The sequence below is a fragment of the Shewanella sediminis HAW-EB3 genome, from assembly GCF_000018025.1.
In the GTDB taxonomy this organism is placed as follows: Bacteria; Pseudomonadota; Gammaproteobacteria; order Enterobacterales; family Shewanellaceae; genus Shewanella; species Shewanella sediminis.
On the sequence record NC_009831.1, the window covers coordinates 563080 to 580198 of the forward strand.

Consider the following 17119-nt stretch of genomic DNA (forward strand, 5'->3'; position numbering starts at 1 on the left):
GCATATCGAAATATTGTCTATCTTGAAACCATGATTTTTACTGGGTTAGAGTAAGCTTTTTGCTATTTATTTTGCTGATGAGTTTGCTTATTTCTTTTTGGAAGAGAAAGTGACAATTTGTTGGCTGGTGTCAATAAATTCAGTCAAATTTTGAGTGGGATTTAGTGGGGAAATCAATGCCTGTGCCAGCAGCCGGATAGGTGATGACACAGGTTCATTTCTAGGTGCTCTTGCCGAGCTATAGATGAGGCTTAGTTTTCAGCAAACTCAGCGTTGTGGTAGACATTTTGCACGTCATCACAATCTTCGAGGGCAGCGAGGAATTTCTCTAACTGCTCGATCACTTCAGGATCGCTGATATCTGTCATGGTTTGTGGCACGAAGGTGATCTCTTCAACCACAAATTCGACTTCAGGCATGGCTTCGTTCAATGCAGTCTTAGTCTTGTAAAACTCGGTATTCGGTGCATAGACACTGATCATGCCATCTTCGACTTCAACATCTGTGACGTCGACATCGGCCATCATCAACATCTCAAGTACTTCCTCTTCATCTTCTCCGGCGAAAACAAAAATGGCTTGGTGTTCGAACATGTGACCGACGGTACCCGGGCCACCCAGTTTGGCGTCATTTTTAACGAATGCCTGACGAACTTCGGTGAAGGTGCGCTTGCCGTTGTCGGTTAAGCAATCGACGATGACCATGCAGCCACCAGGACCAAAGCCTTCGTAACGTGCAGTTTCATAATCTTCACCGCCGCCCCCCTTGGCCTTTTCGATCGCACGTTCGATAACATGAGCCGGTACCTGGTCTTTCTTGGCCTTGGCGATCAACTGGCGTAGTGGAAGGTTACCATCAGGATCGAAACCACCATTTTTTGCGCAAACGTAGAGCTCTTTACCATAGCGAGAATATATTCTGGTTTTCTGCCCAGCCGTTTTTGCCATGGATTCTTTCTTGTTCTGGTATGCTCTTCCCATCTTGCTCTATCTCACTAAGCTTAAAAAATTGCCTGCAATGTTAGCAGCTTTATCATTCTTTTTGCAGAGATGAGCTTTTTAATTTATGAATCTTTGATTTTAAGCCAGAAAAACTCACTCTAACGAGACGAAGTCTGGAATATCCAGCAGGTGATTATCGGGGTTTTCGCTCATAGCCCGGTAGATAAACTCGATAAAGACGCGGTACTTCCTGGGTAGATATGCACGCTGTGGTAGGCTCATGGTGATCTTTGTCTGTGCCATGGGGAAATCTTCCAGAAGCGGAATGAGCAGATGCTTATCTATGGCTTGCTGGGCTATCAAGCTTGGTACCGAGGTGATCCCCAACCCCTCTATGGCTGCCTCTCTGGCAAGGGTAACATTATTCACGGTGAGCTGAGCTTCGGGCTCTACGGTGATCCACTCTTTCCCGTCGAAGAGAGTCCAGCTGCCGTCAATGTGTGCCGACTCTAACTTGACCGCCCTATGTTTATTGAGATCTTGTGGGGTTTGTGGTGTGCCGTATTGTGCCAGATACTCAGGGCTCGCCATTAAGGTCTTGCTGGTATTGAGCAGGGAGTAGGTCTGCAGGCGGGTGTCGGAGCTGCTGGTGATTTGAAACAGGACATCTACGCCCTCTTCAATGACATCTACTTTTCGGTTACTCAGCTCGGCTTCGATGGAGATATCCGGGTATTGTTTTAAAAATCGAGCAAAGATCCTGCCAAAAAAAAGCTGGCCCATCTCGATAGGGCAGACAATTTTCAGTTTTCCCTTGATCAGCTGCTGACTGGCACTGAGTAGATCCTCGGCATTTTTCAGATCGATCAGAATATGATGAACCCGATTGTAATAAGCTGACCCAGCTTCGGTGAGCTTTAGCGACCTGGTGGTACGAAACAGGAGCTGAACGCCGGCATCGGCCTCTAACTCGGCAATTTTTCGGCTAACCGTAGCCTTAGTTAATCCTAAGGCTTTTGCTGCCCCGGTGAAACTGCCTTGTTCGACGACCTGGGCAAACATCTGTACGCGATTAAGATCCATGATTGTTACACCTGTGAGACAGTAGGTTGATTTTTAACTATCTAATAAACTAAAGGAGACAGTAGTAGACTATAGGGCTCTAATCAAGGAGTCATGCATGTCCAAGAGTAAATTATTCATTGCGGTGCCACTGATATTTGCAGCCTTAGCTGGTGGTGCTTATTACTGGTGGACGCAAGTTCGTTTCTTCGAGTCGACCGATAATGCCTATGTTGAAGCGGATATCTCTCATATCAGCGTCAAGGTTCCGGGCTATGTGGTGATGACAGACATCACCGATAACCAGCATGTCAACGCAGGCCAGTTGCTGGCACAGTTAGAAGATAATCAGTATGAAGCTAAGTTAGCCCAGAGTCAGGCCGAGCTTGATAGCTCACAAGCAGAGTTGCAAACCCTTTCGGCTAAAGTAGAGCTGCAACACGCACTGATCGCTCAGGCTCAGGCGGGAGTCGCAGCGGCTGGTTCGGATCGGTTGCGATCGGAGCAACAGTTGCGCCGATCTAAGAAGCTAAAAGAGAAGAATTACAGCTCCCAGGATGACGTGGATCAGATGCAAGCGAGTTTCGAGTCTTCTGTCGCGCATCTTGATGAAGCTAATGCGGCCTTGGTTGCAAAGCAACGAGAGCTTGCAGTATTTAATGCGCAACTGTTACAGGCCGATGCGAATGTCGTGAAGGCTAAGGCGGGTTTAGAGCTTGCCAAAATCCAGTTAGCAGATACACAAGTCAGGGCGCCATTTTCTGGCGTGATAGGTAAGCGTGGGGCCCTGAAGGGGCAATACGTTCAGCCAGGACAGGCGCTCTACAGTTTGGTACCGGATGGGGCTGTTTGGATCACGGCCAACTTCAAAGAGACTCAGATCCAACATATGCAGCCCGGCCAGTCGGTTCAGGTCAATCTCGATGCGTTTCCCGACAAAACCTTTACAGGTGTTATCGATAGCCTTTCGCCGGCATCCGGTGCCAAATTTAGTCTGTTACCCGCGGAAAATGCGACGGGGAATTTTACCAAGATTGTTCAGCGTATTCCGGTGAGGATCCGCCTGGAACTCGGTGAGGAGCGGGAGAGACTCGTTCCAGGCTTGAGTGCGATCGTTAAGGTCGATACCACAACATTGTCATTAGATAGCGCACTTGCTGCTAACATCGGTCATTAAGAGATGAGTGCTATCGTCAATGGCGCAGTTAATCTCTCTATTGAGACAAAGCCACAGGGTTATGAGCGTGGTAGTCGCCGAGCATGGATCGCAGTATTTGGCGGGCTGATTGGTGCATTTATGGCGATTCTGGATATTCAGATCACCAATGCTTCGATGAAAGAGATCCAAGGTAGTCTGGGTGCTACCCTAGAGGAGGGATCATGGATTGCGACGGCTTATCTGGTCGCAGAGATGATAGCCATTCCTCTGTCTGGTTGGCTGAGTCAGGGCTTGTCGGTGAGGCGCTATCTGTTATGGACGACTTCGGCCTTTATCTTTGCTTCCTTATTGTGTTCAATCTCATGGAACCTGGAGTCGATGATCGCGTTTCGCGCGATGCAAGGCTTCTTCGGTGGCGCGCTTATTCCCTTGGCATTTCGTTTAATACTCGAATTTCTTCCCGATGAAAAACGCGCCGTGGGGATGGCCCTGTTTGGGATCACGGCAACTTTTGCTCCATCGATCGGGCCCACGTTAGGAGGTTGGTTAACCGAGCAGTTTAGTTGGCATTACCTGTTTTACATCAATGTTCCACCTGGGCTTATCGTCATGGCGATGCTGGCCTATGGCTTGGAGAGAAAGGGCGTTATCTGGGAAAAATTAAGGAATGTGGACCTGTCTGGTATCATCACCATGGCCATAGGAATGGGCTGCTTAGAGGTGGTGCTGGAGGAGGGCAACCGTAAAGATTGGTTTGGATCTGCTCTCATTCAATATCTGTCGATTATTGCGGTGATAAACATAGGTTTGTTTATCTATATTCAGCTCAAAAAGAGTGAGCCTCTGGTCAATCTAAGGTTGCTGGGGCAGAGGGATTTTGCTCTCTCTACAGTGGCTTATTTCTTATTGGGGATGGCTCTGTTTGGTGCTATCTATATGATCCCCCTCTACCTGTCACAGATCCATGATTATAGCCCGCTCGAAATTGGTGAGGTGATTATGTGGATGGGGTTCCCACAGCTACTGGTTCTGCCGCTGGTGCCTAAATTGATGGAACGTTTCGATGGCCGTTATCTGGCGGCGTTTGGCTTCTTGATGTTCTCGCTGAGCTATTACATGAACAGCCATATGACCGCCGACTATGCCGGTGAGCAGATGATTGCATCACAGATAGTTCGTGCTCTGGGACAGCCTTTTATACTAGTGCCTATTGGTATTATCGCCACCATGCATATCAAGCCCCATGAAAATGCCTCGGCATCGACGGTGCTCAATGTGATGCGTAATTTAGGAGGTGCATTCGGTATCGCCTTAGTGTCCACCCTGACCGATAACCTATCCAGAGAACATCTGGCTCATATTAAAGAGACTCTGCCGGCCGTGAGCCCGATAGCTAATGATTATCTGATGCAGACGGCGAATGTTTTCACTCAGGCGGGGTCCGACCCTGTTACCGCTGCGGCGCAAGCCAATGCACTCTTGGGGCAGACTATGACGCAGCAGGCCTATATCAGTGCCTATAACGATGTCTTTTTTATCATCTCATGCTTATTGCTCATTGCCGTTGTCGCAGTGCTCTCGATAAGGAAACGCAGCGATTAATTTTAGTGTAACCGCCGGTTGTCCGTTTACTAAAATCGCTGCGGATCCCCCTTTTGGCATAGTGGTGTTACACTGATTTTTTACTCTTTATTTTTATATTCTTTAATCGTTCAATAGAGGAGATGGTATGCAGTGGAGCGTTCTGACATTTAATGAGCTTTCGGTAGATGAGTTGTATGAGTTATTAAAGCTTAGGGTCGATATTTTTGTGGTTGAGCAAAACTGCCCTTATCCGGAATTAGATGAAAAAGACCGCCATAATGAAACCCGTCACCTGCTTGGGCGAAATGATGCGGGAGAGATTGTGGCTTATGCACGATTACTCGCACCAGGAGTCAGTTATGCCGATGCCAGTATCGGACGTGTGGTGGTAGCCGAGCAAGCCAGAGGCGGTGGAGTCGCGCACTCATTGATGACACAAGCCATCGGGCTGACAAAGAGATGCTGGCCCGATCAAAATATTCAATTAGGCGGACAGGAATACCTTAAGGCTTTCTATCAAAAGTTGGGCTTTGAGCCCGTCTCTGAAGTTTATCTGGAAGATGGGATCCCGCATCTGGATATGTTATATCGTCGTTCTTGAGTTGCCGGAATAAATAAAAGGAGCACTTTTCAGCGCTCCTTTCTGAGTAATAATCTAACAACTTCGTTGAGATTAATCCCTTAGTTGGACATCTGTCCTGTAATCCACTTCACCATGGCTACTTATCGTTGCCAGATGATTTTGTTGAGAGATCACAGCCAAAGGTCCTGAATGCATATGGCGAACAAACAACAGCCGATAGCCAAATCGGTGCAGGTTATAGAGAGCAATTTTTTGCTCTGCAGTCATAGAGTCCCAATGGACGTCATGATGCAGATCTGTCTCTCTTCTGTCTTTCAGTTGTTGTGCTATTTGCATAATTATTATCTTTACGTATGCAGGCCGATGCGCCTGTTTTCTTCACTGCCCAGATGGGAAATGTGAGTTTGCCAAACTTGTACAAACTCAGAATGGGTGCACTTTAGCAAAAAAAACTGAATAAAAATTGAACCAGATCAAATTCTACTCATTTGTGAGTAGTAGATGTAAAAACATGAGAACTTGTTCACAATTCATCGTTTTTTTCTTTATTAGTGAGTGTTAACCTTTGAGGCAAGTTGAAATCTATATGTTTATGGCTGTGGATGCATGATACAGATTATTGCTTGTTCTTCAGTTGGGAGTGGTAGCCTTTGAACCAGGTTGAAACCTATATGTTTATGGCTGTGGATGCATGATGCAGATTATTGCTTGTTCTTTAGTAGGGAGTGTCAGCCTTTGAACTATATTGAGCCTTTGTTTCGTCCTCCATCGGAATGGAAGTCACTTATTCTGCAGGTGACTAACGGTTGTAGTTGGAATCGTTGCACCTTTTGTGACATGTATACCGCGCCGCAGAAACGCTTCAGGGCGCAGAAGCTGGATAAGATTGCTGCGGATATTATTGCGGTTGCAGAAACTGGTCGCTCGGTTCATCGGGTGTTTCTCGCCGATGGCGATGCGATGAGCTTGCCCTTCGACAGACTAGAGGCCATCTGCTTGTTGATCCGTGAGCACCTGCCCGACGTCACCCGGATCAGCAGTTACTGTCTGCCAAGAAACCTCAAGAATAAGACCTCTGAAGAGTTGTCCCGTTTAAAGGCACTCGGCTTATCCCTGCTCTATATCGGTTGCGAGAGTGGTGATGATGAGGTGCTGCGACGGATCGAAAAAGGTGAAAGTTTTGACTCGTCACTGGCCGCACTGAAAAAGATAAAGGCGGCAGGCATTAAATCTTCGGTGATGATTTTAAATGGACTCGGTGGCACCGAGTTATCAACGCAACATGCTATCAACTCGGCTAAGTTAATGAATGCGTCTCAGCCTGAGTACCTCTCTACTCTGGTGGTTACGCTACCTCTGGGGACAGAGCGTATGGATGCGAGTTTCGATGGACATTTTCAGCTGCCGGATCAACATGGTTTATTCGTCGAAATGCACACTCTATTGAAGCATCTCGAGCTGGATAAAACGATTTTTCGCTCGGACCACGCTTCAAATTACCTCGTGTTGAAAGGGACTTTAGGTAAAGACAAGGAGAAGTTAATAGCTCAAGTGGAACAGGCCATGACCAAGCCGCAGTCGAGCGGTTTAAGACAGGAGTGGCAGCGGGGGCTTTAGCCCTCACTTTAAATCTTGCCCTGAACTTTTTAGGGCAAGATCCAGCGGAAAAACAGAATTAGCTACCTCTCTATATGAACTTCTCTTACCGGGCATGGGATCTCGATTCCGGCTGAGTGAAGCGCCTTATATATGGCTAAGTTAGTTTGGTATTTATTTTGGTAATAGCGTTCGGTGGGGACCCAATATCGAATACCTATCTCGATGCCGACAGTGTTAAAACCGTTAATACCTATGTGAGCAGGTTTGTCTTGATTGACCTGTGGGCTCTCTGCCAGTATTTTTGTGGTGAGTTCGATAACGGCTTCGGGATCTGATTGATAGTTAATGTTGAATTTGGTCTCTACCAGCTTATTTGCAAAGGAGTTATGCAGTATCTCTCCGACAATATGTTTATTGGGAATACTGATCTGCTCTCCCTCCTCGTTAGTCAGCACCGTTAAACCCAAGTGGATATCTTGTACTACACCGGTTACCTCTTTAACTGTGATGGTATTACCGATAATAAAGGGACGGGTAACTATGATGGTAATGCCGGCGGCATAGTTAGAGAGCATCCCTTGAATAGCGAGCCCGGCACCCAATGAGGCCGCACCGATGGCTGCGATCATAGGGGTGACGCTTATCCCAAGCTTTCCCAGTGCAATGATGGCGACCATGACAACGATAATAATGCGTACTAAGTTGCTGACAAAATTGCTTAGGGTGATGTCGATATTGTGTTTTTCGAACTGTCTTGTGACCAGTTTAGCGACCTTGGAGGCGAGCCATAGGCCGATAAGAAAAATCAATAGTGCACCCACAAGGCGAAAACTGTATTGAACCAAAAACTCAGTGATCAGCGTATAGACATTTTGTAGTTGCTCAAGCTCTTGTGCGAGTTGATCTTCCTTCATGGTATAGACCTTTAAATAACATCACTTCAATAGTGAATAAGCTGAAATTAGGTTAAATAGATTACTGAATTTTAGATACATTATGTAGTCATTTTGATGCTGGTTTCTCGTGTTCATTGGTTAGCGTTGATACTAGGTGAAGTGGATCATGAATTGCCCATAATTTTAATGTGGTTTTAAGCGGACTAAGTTAATGTTTAATGAACTCAAGACCTAGCTAGGAATAAAAGCATGCGAACCCTGTTATTCGTTATATGTACTCTGTTGACCAGCTTTGCTCAGGCATCATCTTACGCTGAAGGCGATCTGGTTTCTCAGATACAACTTCAGGACCAGTTTGAAAATGAGATCACCGTCTCTGAAGGAACCCAGACCCTGCTTTTTAGTCGTAACATGAAAGGCGGAGATATCATCAAAGAGGCACTTGAGGTGCTGACGGCAGAGCAAAAACAAGCATCAGATAAGCTGGTTTATGTCGCTGACATAAGTGGCATGCCCTCCTTGATTGCTAAGTTTGTCGCTATTCCTCAAATGAAAGATCTTCCGTTTTCCATGGCACTGGACAGAGAGGGAGAAACGACGCGTTTGTTGCCTTCCGAAAAAGATCAGGCAACCTTGATCAAGTTAGATCATTTAAAGGTAATGAGTGTGAGTACCTTCGATTCCAGTGCAGCACTCATTAAGGCATTGAGATAGAGGACTCTCTATCTCGTTAAACAGATATAAAAAATGGGCTTAATTGCCCATTTTTTGTTTACTAACTCAAACTGTGTGCGCTAAATCATCTGTGGTGTATTCTTTAAAATTGTATGTATCTCTTCCTTAAGATGAAGCTTCTTTCTCTTGAGCTCATGGACCTCATTGGTAAAGCCACTGGAACTATGTTGCTCTAACTCCTTAATTTCATCATCCAACGCATTATGCTTGTTAAACTTCTTCAGGAAGTGCGTGTCTTCGGACTTTAGTTTAGTGATGAGCTCTCTGTATTCTGGAAACATAGTGGTGATCTCCTCCTTCTTTTTTATTTTGTTTATATCTAAATTAGCGCGATTTGTGACCGCCAAATGTGATAGCGGTCAACAATTGATAACTCGTCATAAATATCTGCTTGAGGGGAAGAGGCTGAAGTGCGATCTCTGGCTATCCGATGGTGGTAAAGATAATGGCAGGTATAACTCCTTATTTTTTAAAGCCACCTATACTGGTACTGAACCAATATATCTCGATCTGTGTCTGTGAGTGACGCAGTTTGTTAATGCAGATGAATCGTTTTAGTAACTGCATTACATCAAAACATTTACCTGCTGCCCAATAAAGTGTGATCGAGCTAACCTTTTTGGCTTCGATACTAGGTTAAAGTCGCAAACAGAAGAATTTTATTATCAAAATTGAAAGGGGTTTTCATAATGTCAGATGTATTTCACTTGGGATTGACCAAAAAAATGTTGGATGGGGCTAACTTGGCGATTGTGCCTGGTGATCCAGAGCGTGTTAAGAGAATTGCCGAGTTGATGGAAGGCGCTACATTCCTGGCCAGTCATCGTGAATATACTAGCTACCTTGCCTATATCGACGGCAAAGCTGTAGTGGTATGTTCTACCGGTATTGGTGGACCATCGACCTCTATCGCAGTTGAAGAGTTAGCTCAGCTAGGTGTGACAACCTTCCTGCGTGTGGGTACGACCGGCGCTATCCAGCCTCAAGTGAATGTTGGTGATGTTATCGTAACTCAAGCATCGGTTCGTCTCGATGGCGCGAGTCTGCACTTTGCTCCTATGGAGTATCCAGCCGTTGCTAACTTCGAATGTACTACAGCTATGGTCGAAGCAACCCGTGATGCAGGCCTGGAGCCGCACATCGGTATTACAGCCTCTTCAGATACCTTCTATCCTGGTCAAGATCGTTACGATACCGTCTCTGGTCGAGTAACGCGTCAGTATAGAGGAATGATGCAAGAGTGGCAGGACCTTGGCGTGCTTAACTATGAGATGGAATCTTCGACGCTATTTACCATGTGTGCTTCGCAAGGTTGGCGTGCGGCATGTGTTGCGGGTGTGATTGTAAACCGTACACAGCAAGAGATCCCTGATGAAGCTACGATGAAGAAAACTGAAGTGAGTGCAGTTTCTATCGTCGTTGCAGCAGCGAAGAAGTTACTGGCTTAAATCCTCTGAGTTGAGCTTTCCTGCAGTTAGCTCATTGATGGTTTAAGTTAATAAAAAGGCGCCTTAGGCGCCTTTTTTGATCTGACTTCTCAATCAGGACTGATGGATAAAACTAGTGATCCATAAACTCGCTTAGAAGTGATATTTAGCTATAACCGAGTAGGTGTTTTGATCGACACCTTTGACACCGTACTTGTTCTTCCAGTAATCATACTCGACACCGACAAGGAATTTGTTTTTCTCGTGGCTTCCGAAGATGACCGCGCCCAGGTCATATTTCAGCTGAGGATTGAAGTGAAAGTTCTCTTCATAGCCTTGGTTATCGGCAGAGAATACCCAGTCAAAGAAACCATCGAATACTATGTTCGAGTTGCCAACGGGAAAGTCCATTCTAAAGGCGGGAGTTATCTGCCAACCGTCGCTGATATTGCCACTGCTGATGGCTTCACGTCGATAGGTATTGAGTTGAAAATAGCTAAAGTAAGGGATAGCTATGTCCATGCCAAGACCATATAGGAAGCTCTTAACCGGTCCTTCACCCTCTTCGAAGGTCATGGCCAGAGACAGGTCGGTGACCGGGCCAAAGCCGATCTCTTTACCGGAAATTTTACCGGCACTCAATCGAGTCGAGATTTCGCCGTAGGTCGTGCTGTCACTACTGACGTTCGAACCGTTGAAATAGATCAGATCCTGAAACGCAAACCAGTCACCATATTGCCATGCGCCGGCAGTTTCGAAGGTGAAAGTGGTTTGCTTATCGGAAGGCGCTAGATCGTAATTATCGCCGTATAACGCGGTCACGCTGGCATCCCACCAGTGGATCATATCATCGGCCATCGCCTGTGGTGCGGCGAAAAGCGCGAGTAAAAGCCATTTTTTGTTCATCTCATTACCTTTTTATTAATGCAGCCACCGGGCCGCTATCTATGACAATCTTTGCACTCTGAGATGCATTTATTGATTGTTGAAAAACATCGATCGCCAAGGGTACGGCGAAGCTAAATTGAGATGGCTGCTGAGCATCCACCTCATAGGGCGGAGAATATATTCATAAAGGCACTATTGTTCAAAGGGTTTGTTGCTGTTTTGGGATAAATCGGCATAAATGTCTGCTTCAATTAGGTTTTAAAATGTTCAGGAGTTGAATTTTGACATATTATGTCGCGAAGGGCTGAAACAACTGATATAGTGTTTTGACGGATACTCACATTTCAGGGGGAAATATGGAGTTATCAAATCCCATCATTATCTGGGGCTGCATTGGACTGGCATTGATGCTGGCTGAGATCATTATTCCCGGGGGAATCGTCATCTTGCTCGGTGGTGCTTGTCTGGTTGTCGCATCGGCACTGGCTGTTGGGTTAGTCGAAGGAATAGTGCAAAGCCTCACACTCTGGTTTATCGTTTCTATTGTCTTTTTATTAGGTTTCAGGCAGCTTACCCAAAAGCTGGTTGGCGGAGATTCTCACGTTGATAATACCGATGAGGAACTCGATATCTATAATCAGACTGCCGTCGTTAAAGAGACTATCGGTCCGGCGCAACATCAGGGGCGAATCGAATTTCAGGGTATCGAATGGTCGGCACTTGGCGATGGTAGCGAAATCGCTGCGGGAACTCGCGTACGTATCATCTGCCGGGATAATATCGCCTTGGTTGTCGAACCCTGCCCAGACGAAGTAAACATGAGTAATTAAATCTGATCAATTAAGTCTGACTCAACTAGTTTAAGATGAGCCCTACACTTTGGGCTCAGAGTTTAGTGCACTGTCAGTTAATAAGTGCAGTTAGTTTAAGTACAGTTAGTTTAAGTTAAGGAAGGAATCTATGTTTGTATTTACAATTTTTGTCCTGTTTATCTTTTTTATTCTCTATAAGCTGTTGTTAATTGTCCCTATGCGTGAGGTCAATGTGATCGAACGTCTGGGTAAATTTCGGGCCGTGCTTAAGCCCGGTTTTCATTTTCTTATTCCCTTCTTCGACCGCGTGGCCTATAAGCATGAGATCCGTGAGCAGGTGCTGGATGTGCCGCCACAGAGTTGTATCTCGAAAGATAACACTCAGCTTGAGGTCGATGGTTTAGTCTATCTCAAGGTGATGGATGGCAAGCTGGCGAGCTATGGTATCGAAAATTACCGTCTCGCGGCGGTGAACCTGGCTCAAACAACCATGCGTTCAGAAATAGGTAAACTGTCCCTAAGTCAGACCTTCTCTGAGAGAGACAGTCTCAATGAGTCGATCGTACGTGAGATCGATAAAGCCTCAGACCCATGGGGAATTAAAGTACTTCGCTATGAGATAAAGAACATTACACCGTCTCGTAAGGTGATACACACCTTAGAAAAACAGATGGAAGCCGAGCGGAGTAAGCGCGCGGAGATCACCTTAGCGAATGCAGAGAAAGCTGCGATGATTAACCTCTCTGAGGGGGAGCGACAAGAGGCGATCAACATCTCCGAGGGACAGAAACTCAAACGCATCAACGAGGCTAAAGGTACGGCGCAAGAGATCAGTATTATTGCTAAGGCGAAGGCAGAGGGGATGGAGCTTGTCTCAACCGCGCTGGCGTTAGACGGCGGACACGAAGCGATGAACATGCAGCTTAAGGAGCAGTTTATCGGTCAGGTAGGCAAAATACTCAATGAGGCCGAAATTTCCGTTGTTCCGGCTGAGATGGCAAAGTTGGAAGGCTTCTTCGAAGGTATGGAGCAGGTGACGCATGCTGTGAGTAGCAGTTCTACAGGCTCAAATTCAGTGAAAGGAGGTCGCTCATGATTGCAGGCATAAATACAGATCTAATAGTGTTAGGTATCTGGGGGCTTATCTTTGCCTTATTTATTATTAAGTTGTTTCAATCGATTCGTTTAGTGCCGACTAAATCGGCTTATATCGTAGAGCGTCTTGGTAAATATCATTCGACTCTGGATGCAGGTTTTCATGCCCTGGTCCCTTTTGTAGACAAGGTATCCTATATTCACGATCTTAAAGAGGAGACTATCGATGTCCCCCCTCAGGAGTGTTTCTCCAGCGATGAAGTGAATGTTGAGGTCGATGGCGTTATCTATATCTCGGTCGTGGATCCGGTTAAGGCCAGCTACGGTGTGACAGATTACCGTTATGCAGCGATACAACTGGCTCAAACCACCACTCGTTCAGTGATAGGAACTCTGGATCTTGACCGCACCTTCGAAGAGCGTGACGTGATCAGTGCCAAAGTGGTTGAAGTACTCGATCAGGCTGGCGCCATGTGGGGCATCCGTGTACATCGCTACGAGATAAAGAATATTACCCCACCGGAAACGGTGAAAAATGCCATGGAGATGCAGGTGAATGCAGAACGTGAGCGCCGTGCACTGTTGGCGAAGAGTGAGGGGGATAAGCAGAGTAAGATCAACCGCTCCGAAGGTATCAAAGCCGAGATGATTAACCTCTCGGAGGGTGAGATGCAAAAGCGTATCAACGAAGCGGAAGGTAAGGGGGAGGAGATCTTAACCATCGCCAAGGCCACCGCCGAGTCTATCGAACTCATGGCTACCGTTATCGCCGCCCCCGGTGGTAAGAATGTGGTTCGCATGCAGCTCGGCGCTCAGTATCTTAAGCAACTGGACGGTTTGAGCAATGGTGCCAGTAGGGTGGTACTGCCAGGGAACATGATGGACTTCGATCACTGGATGGACAGCATCGGTCTGGAAGAGAGTAAGTCCTGAGAAGGAGTATAGGTTGAGAGCAGGCCAATCTATTTAAGGATAGAATTTAACAATTGTATTTAAGGATAGCCAGCCTGCTCTCGAGATGGAGTTCAACAATGAAGATAAGCCAAACACCTTTTCAGTATGGGTGGTACTCGGTAAGCCAGAACCTTTATATGGCATTGTGTGCAATATTAGGAGCCAGGCTTGTCAGTGGCGAGGCAACAAATATTCCGGTTATGAAGGTGGCCGCTTGGAGTTTTATTTGGGTTTTAAGCTCAGAACTCATCTCATTGGTTTATCTGAATTTGCGGCATCGTCCCTGGCGAAACGAACTTGAGGTGGATCATCTTGGCGTGAAGTTCCAGAGCTGGGGAAAGCAACGAGAACTGAGCTGGCAGCAAATTACCAAAGTTAAAATGCCCGGGTCTATTCGCTTTCCGTTGAGGCATTTATGCTTCCATGGGGGTGATAACAACAAGATATCGTGTGATTTAAGATGTTTTTCACCGGACGATCGAGAAAGAATTGTTGATAGAATCAAGCTCTATCAACCTCATTGAATATATCCACTAACACATAGCATTTGCAGAGCCACACCTTTATTCAAAGGCCTTTCTTCACAGGCCTTGTTTAAATCGCTTCGACCCTACATCGAAGTCACTCGCTTAAAACTCGTTTGAACGTTAATATTCCTCCCCATGAGATCCCCAAAAAAAATTTGAGATAAGTATGACTATTGAAAGATTAGAAACCGGTGCGCGTATGAGCCGTATCGTTAAACATAACGGCACCATCTATTTGTGTGGTCAGGTCTGTAAAGATGCCGAGCAAGGTATCACCGAGCAGACTCAAACCATGCTGGATAAAGTGGATGCCTTACTGGAGCAAGCCGGTAGTGACAGGGAGCATATCTTGTCGGCGACCATCTATGTCAAAGATATGTCCTACTTTGCCGAGATGAACGCGGTGTGGGATGCCTGGGTACCCGAAGGTCACGCTCCTGCGCGTGCCTGCGTTGCGGCTAAGATGGCAAGAGAAGCCTTGCTGGTTGAGATCTCTGTGGTGGCGGCTGAGAAAGATTAAAACAGGTTTTAGTTTCTAGAACCTAGATCCTAGGATCTCGAACCTAGGATCTCATCCCCCGCACCTGCTATACTGCCTCCTCGATTTTTTGGAGGCAAGAATGGACGTATCTTCTTTACTAGACGGCCTGAATGACGAGCAGCGTGAAGCTGTAGGGGCACCACAATCCAGCATGTTGGTATTGGCGGGCGCCGGCAGTGGCAAGACTCGGGTGCTAACCCACAGAATTGCCTGGCTTATGCAGGTTGAACAGCAGAGTCCATATTCTATTTTAGCGGTGACTTTTACCAATAAAGCGGCCGCTGAAATGCGTGAGCGGGTGGAAAAAGTCAGCGGCAGTAACATGGGGCGCATGTGGATTGGTACCTTCCACGGCTTGGCTCATCGCCTGCTACGTACCCACTATAAAGATGCCAACTTGCCTCAAACCTTTCAGATCATCGACTCTGATGATCAGCTAAGGTTAATCAAACGCATTCTTAAAAGCCTTCATCTTGATGAGAAGCAGTATCCGCCTCGCCAAGCTCAGGGCTATATCAATGGAAAGAAAGATCAGGGATTACGTCCTAAGCATATCGATGCGGGTGGTTTTCCTATCGAGCAAAACTTGCTGCAGATCTATCAGGTCTATCAAGAGTCGTGTGACCGAGCCGGTTTAGTCGATTTCGCCGAGATCTTACTGCGTGCCCATGAGCTCTGGCTTAACAAGCCTCATGTGTTGCAACACTATCAGGACAGATTTAAGAACATTCTCGTCGACGAGTTTCAGGATACCAACGCCATTCAGTATGCCTGGATCCGCGTGCTTGCGGGTGATAGTGCCAATGTGATGATCGTCGGTGATGACGATCAGTCCATCTATGGCTGGCGTGGGGCACAGGTAGAGAACTTGCATAAATTTCTCGTAGACTTCCCTAAGGCTGAGACAATACGTCTGGAGCAAAACTATCGTTCGACGGGTCATATCCTGAAAGCGTCCAACGAACTCATTGCCAATAACCCTGAGCGATTGGGTAAGAAGTTGTGGACCGAAGATAAAGATGGCGAGCAGATCTCTCTGTATTGTGCATTCAATGAGATGGATGAGGCACGCTTTATTGTCGGCAGAATTAACGATTGGCATGATATGGGCGGGGATCTCAGTAGTTGCGCGATCCTCTATCGCTCCAATGCCCAGTCTCGTGTGCTCGAGGAGGCCCTGCTTCATAAAGGCTTAGCGTATCGGATCTATGGTGGTCTGCGTTTCTTCGAGCGTCAGGAAATTAAGGATGCGATGAGCTATCTGAGGCTTATCAATAACAAAGACGATGATGCCGCCTTCGAGCGTGTGGTCAATACTCCAGCACGCGGCATAGGTGGCAGAACGCTCGATATCCTGCGCTCAACGGCTCGTCAGCAGGAGTTAACCCTGTGGCAGACCTGTTTGCGTGCACTCGAAGAGAAGCTATTGAGCGGCCGTGCAGCCAATGCGGTACGTGGCTTTATGGATCTTATCGTTGAGATGCAGCAAGACACAGATGAGATGACATTGCATCGCACCACAGATCATGTGATAAGAGAGTCGGGCCTCAAGGCGATGTATGAAGCGGAGAAGGGTGAGAAGGCGCGCTCGCGTGTCGAAAACCTGGACGAACTCGTGACCGCCGCTCGTACCTTTATCATGCCCGAAGACAGTGAGGATATGGGCGAGCTCAATGCCTTCTTGTCCCATGCAGCGCTTGAGGCGGGCGAAGGGCAGGCCGATGCCTTTACCGATGCTGTTCAGCTGATGACACTGCATTCGGCCAAAGGGCTGGAGTTCCCTGTAGTATTTATGTCCGGGGTCGAGGAGGGAATATTCCCGAGTCAGATGGCCATGGACGAAGGCGACAGACTCGATGAAGAGCGACGCCTGTGCTACGTAGGCATGACCCGTGCGATGGAGAAACTCTACATCACCTACGCCGAAACCCGCCGCATTTACGGCCGTGAAAACTTTGCCAGGCCATCACGTTTTATCAAGGAGATCCCAACGGAGCATGTTGAGGAGATCCGTTTAAAGACACAAGTCACTGCACCACAAAGGGCAAAACCCTCTTTCTCTCGAAGTACGGTCGTTAATGATACCGGCTTTAAGATAGGTCAAAGTGTGATGCACCAAAAGTTTGGTGAGGGCAAGGTTACCGGTACGGAAGGCAGTGGCGCCCAAGCCCGGGTACAAGTTAACTTTTTCGATGTTGGCAGCAAATGGCTTGTTGTCGCCTATGCGCGGCTCGAGACTTGTTAGAAACCATTTGAATGCTTGCGCGCGTCAGTCATAATGGCGTGATAGTTGATTAAAGGCCAAAGTGGTATCAG

Annotated in this window: 18 protein-coding genes; 12 read left to right on the forward strand and 6 right to left on the reverse strand. The window is 46.9% G+C overall.

Translation table 11 applies throughout. The features are described 5' to 3' along the window. Window positions 1-251: 251 nt before the first annotated feature. Together SSED_RS02375 and SSED_RS02380 are read right to left on the reverse strand one after the other, a co-directional pair. Entirely contained in the window at window positions 252-980 is a 729-nt protein-coding gene (locus SSED_RS02375; RefSeq protein WP_012140800.1) for a YebC/PmpR family DNA-binding transcriptional regulator, read from the reverse strand. Window positions 981-1094: 114 nt separating this feature from the next. Further along, window positions 1095-2024: a LysR family transcriptional regulator gene (locus SSED_RS02380; protein WP_012140801.1), complete on the reverse strand. Its 930-nt coding sequence runs from the start codon at window positions 2022-2024 to the stop codon at window positions 1095-1097. Between the two features lie 97 nt (window positions 2025-2121). Between SSED_RS02380 and SSED_RS02385 the strand changes: the two genes are divergently transcribed. From SSED_RS02385 to SSED_RS02395, 3 genes are all read left to right on the forward strand, one after another. Then, complete coding sequence (locus SSED_RS02385) at window positions 2122-3180, forward strand: HlyD family secretion protein (protein WP_012140802.1); 1059 nt, start codon at window positions 2122-2124, stop codon at window positions 3178-3180. A gap of 3 nt (window positions 3181-3183) precedes the next feature. After that, on the forward strand, window positions 3184-4764 hold the full coding sequence (locus SSED_RS02390; protein WP_012140803.1) for a DHA2 family efflux MFS transporter permease subunit: 1581 nt from the start codon (window positions 3184-3186) through the stop codon (window positions 4762-4764). Between the two features lie 127 nt (window positions 4765-4891). Further along, window positions 4892-5347 carry a GNAT family N-acetyltransferase gene (locus SSED_RS02395; RefSeq protein ID WP_012140804.1) on the forward strand — a complete coding sequence of 152 codons (456 nt, stop codon included), beginning with the start codon at window positions 4892-4894 and terminating at the stop codon, window positions 5345-5347. Window positions 5348-5419: 72 nt separating this feature from the next. Here SSED_RS02395 and SSED_RS02400 read toward each other — a convergent pair whose 3' ends face one another. Next, window positions 5420-5665 carry a hypothetical protein gene (locus SSED_RS02400; protein ID WP_012140805.1) on the reverse strand — a complete coding sequence of 82 codons (246 nt, stop codon included), beginning with the start codon at window positions 5663-5665 and terminating at the stop codon, window positions 5420-5422. Window positions 5666-6016: 351 nt separating this feature from the next. Between SSED_RS02400 and SSED_RS02405 the strand changes: the two genes are divergently transcribed. Then, a complete protein-coding gene (locus SSED_RS02405; protein ID WP_012140806.1) occupies window positions 6017-6946 on the forward strand; it encodes a radical SAM protein in 930 nt (309 codons plus the stop codon). Window positions 6947-7008: 62 nt separating this feature from the next. Here the strand turns inward: SSED_RS02405 and SSED_RS02410 are convergent, their stop codons facing one another. Further along, the gene (locus SSED_RS02410) at window positions 7009-7842 is read right to left on the reverse strand and encodes a mechanosensitive ion channel family protein (protein WP_012140807.1); all 834 of its coding nucleotides are present in this window, start codon (window positions 7840-7842) and stop codon (window positions 7009-7011) included. Between the two features lie 231 nt (window positions 7843-8073). On the opposite strand from SSED_RS02410, the gene SSED_RS02415 reads away from it, so the two are divergent. After that, entirely contained in the window at window positions 8074-8538 is a 465-nt protein-coding gene (locus SSED_RS02415) for a hypothetical protein (RefSeq protein WP_012140808.1), read from the forward strand. Window positions 8539-8618: 80 nt separating this feature from the next. On the opposite strand, the gene SSED_RS02420 is transcribed toward SSED_RS02415, so the two are convergent. Next, window positions 8619-8840 (reverse strand): HP1242/YdcH family protein, encoded by a 222-nt coding sequence (locus SSED_RS02420; protein ID WP_012140809.1) that lies wholly within the window; start codon window positions 8838-8840, stop codon window positions 8619-8621. A 408-nt stretch (window positions 8841-9248) separates the two neighbouring features. Between SSED_RS02420 and udp the strand changes: the two genes are divergently transcribed. Further along, window positions 9249-10007 carry a uridine phosphorylase gene (gene udp, locus SSED_RS02430; protein ID WP_012140811.1) on the forward strand — a complete coding sequence of 253 codons (759 nt, stop codon included), beginning with the start codon at window positions 9249-9251 and terminating at the stop codon, window positions 10005-10007. Window positions 10008-10139: 132 nt separating this feature from the next. Here udp and SSED_RS02435 read toward each other — a convergent pair whose 3' ends face one another. Continuing rightward, window positions 10140-10892 (reverse strand): outer membrane protein OmpK, encoded by a 753-nt coding sequence (locus tag SSED_RS02435; protein ID WP_012140812.1) that lies wholly within the window; start codon window positions 10890-10892, stop codon window positions 10140-10142. A gap of 338 nt (window positions 10893-11230) precedes the next feature. Between SSED_RS02435 and SSED_RS02440 the strand changes: the two genes are divergently transcribed. The 6 genes from SSED_RS02440 (at window position 11231) to uvrD (ending at window position 17048) form a co-directional block, all read left to right on the forward strand. After that, entirely contained in the window at window positions 11231-11704 is a 474-nt protein-coding gene (locus SSED_RS02440) for an NfeD family protein (RefSeq protein WP_012140813.1), read from the forward strand. 130 nt (window positions 11705-11834) lie between these two features. Continuing rightward, complete coding sequence (locus tag SSED_RS02445) at window positions 11835-12782, forward strand: SPFH domain-containing protein (RefSeq protein ID WP_012140814.1); 948 nt, start codon at window positions 11835-11837, stop codon at window positions 12780-12782. Next, on the forward strand, window positions 12779-13714 hold the full coding sequence (locus tag SSED_RS02450) for an SPFH domain-containing protein (RefSeq protein ID WP_012140815.1): 936 nt from the start codon (window positions 12779-12781) through the stop codon (window positions 13712-13714). Before SSED_RS02445 ends, SSED_RS02450 begins: the two co-directional genes overlap by 4 nt. Before the next feature lie 98 nt (window positions 13715-13812). Further along, a complete protein-coding gene (locus SSED_RS02455) occupies window positions 13813-14259 on the forward strand; it encodes a hypothetical protein (protein ID WP_041421501.1) in 447 nt (148 codons plus the stop codon). A 169-nt stretch (window positions 14260-14428) separates the two neighbouring features. After that, window positions 14429-14782 (forward strand): RidA family protein, encoded by a 354-nt coding sequence (locus tag SSED_RS02460; RefSeq protein ID WP_012140816.1) that lies wholly within the window; start codon window positions 14429-14431, stop codon window positions 14780-14782. 100 nt (window positions 14783-14882) lie between these two features. Beyond that, entirely contained in the window at window positions 14883-17048 is a 2166-nt protein-coding gene (gene uvrD, locus SSED_RS02465; RefSeq protein ID WP_012140817.1) for a DNA helicase II, read from the forward strand. The last annotated feature ends 71 nt before the right edge of the window (window positions 17049-17119 follow it).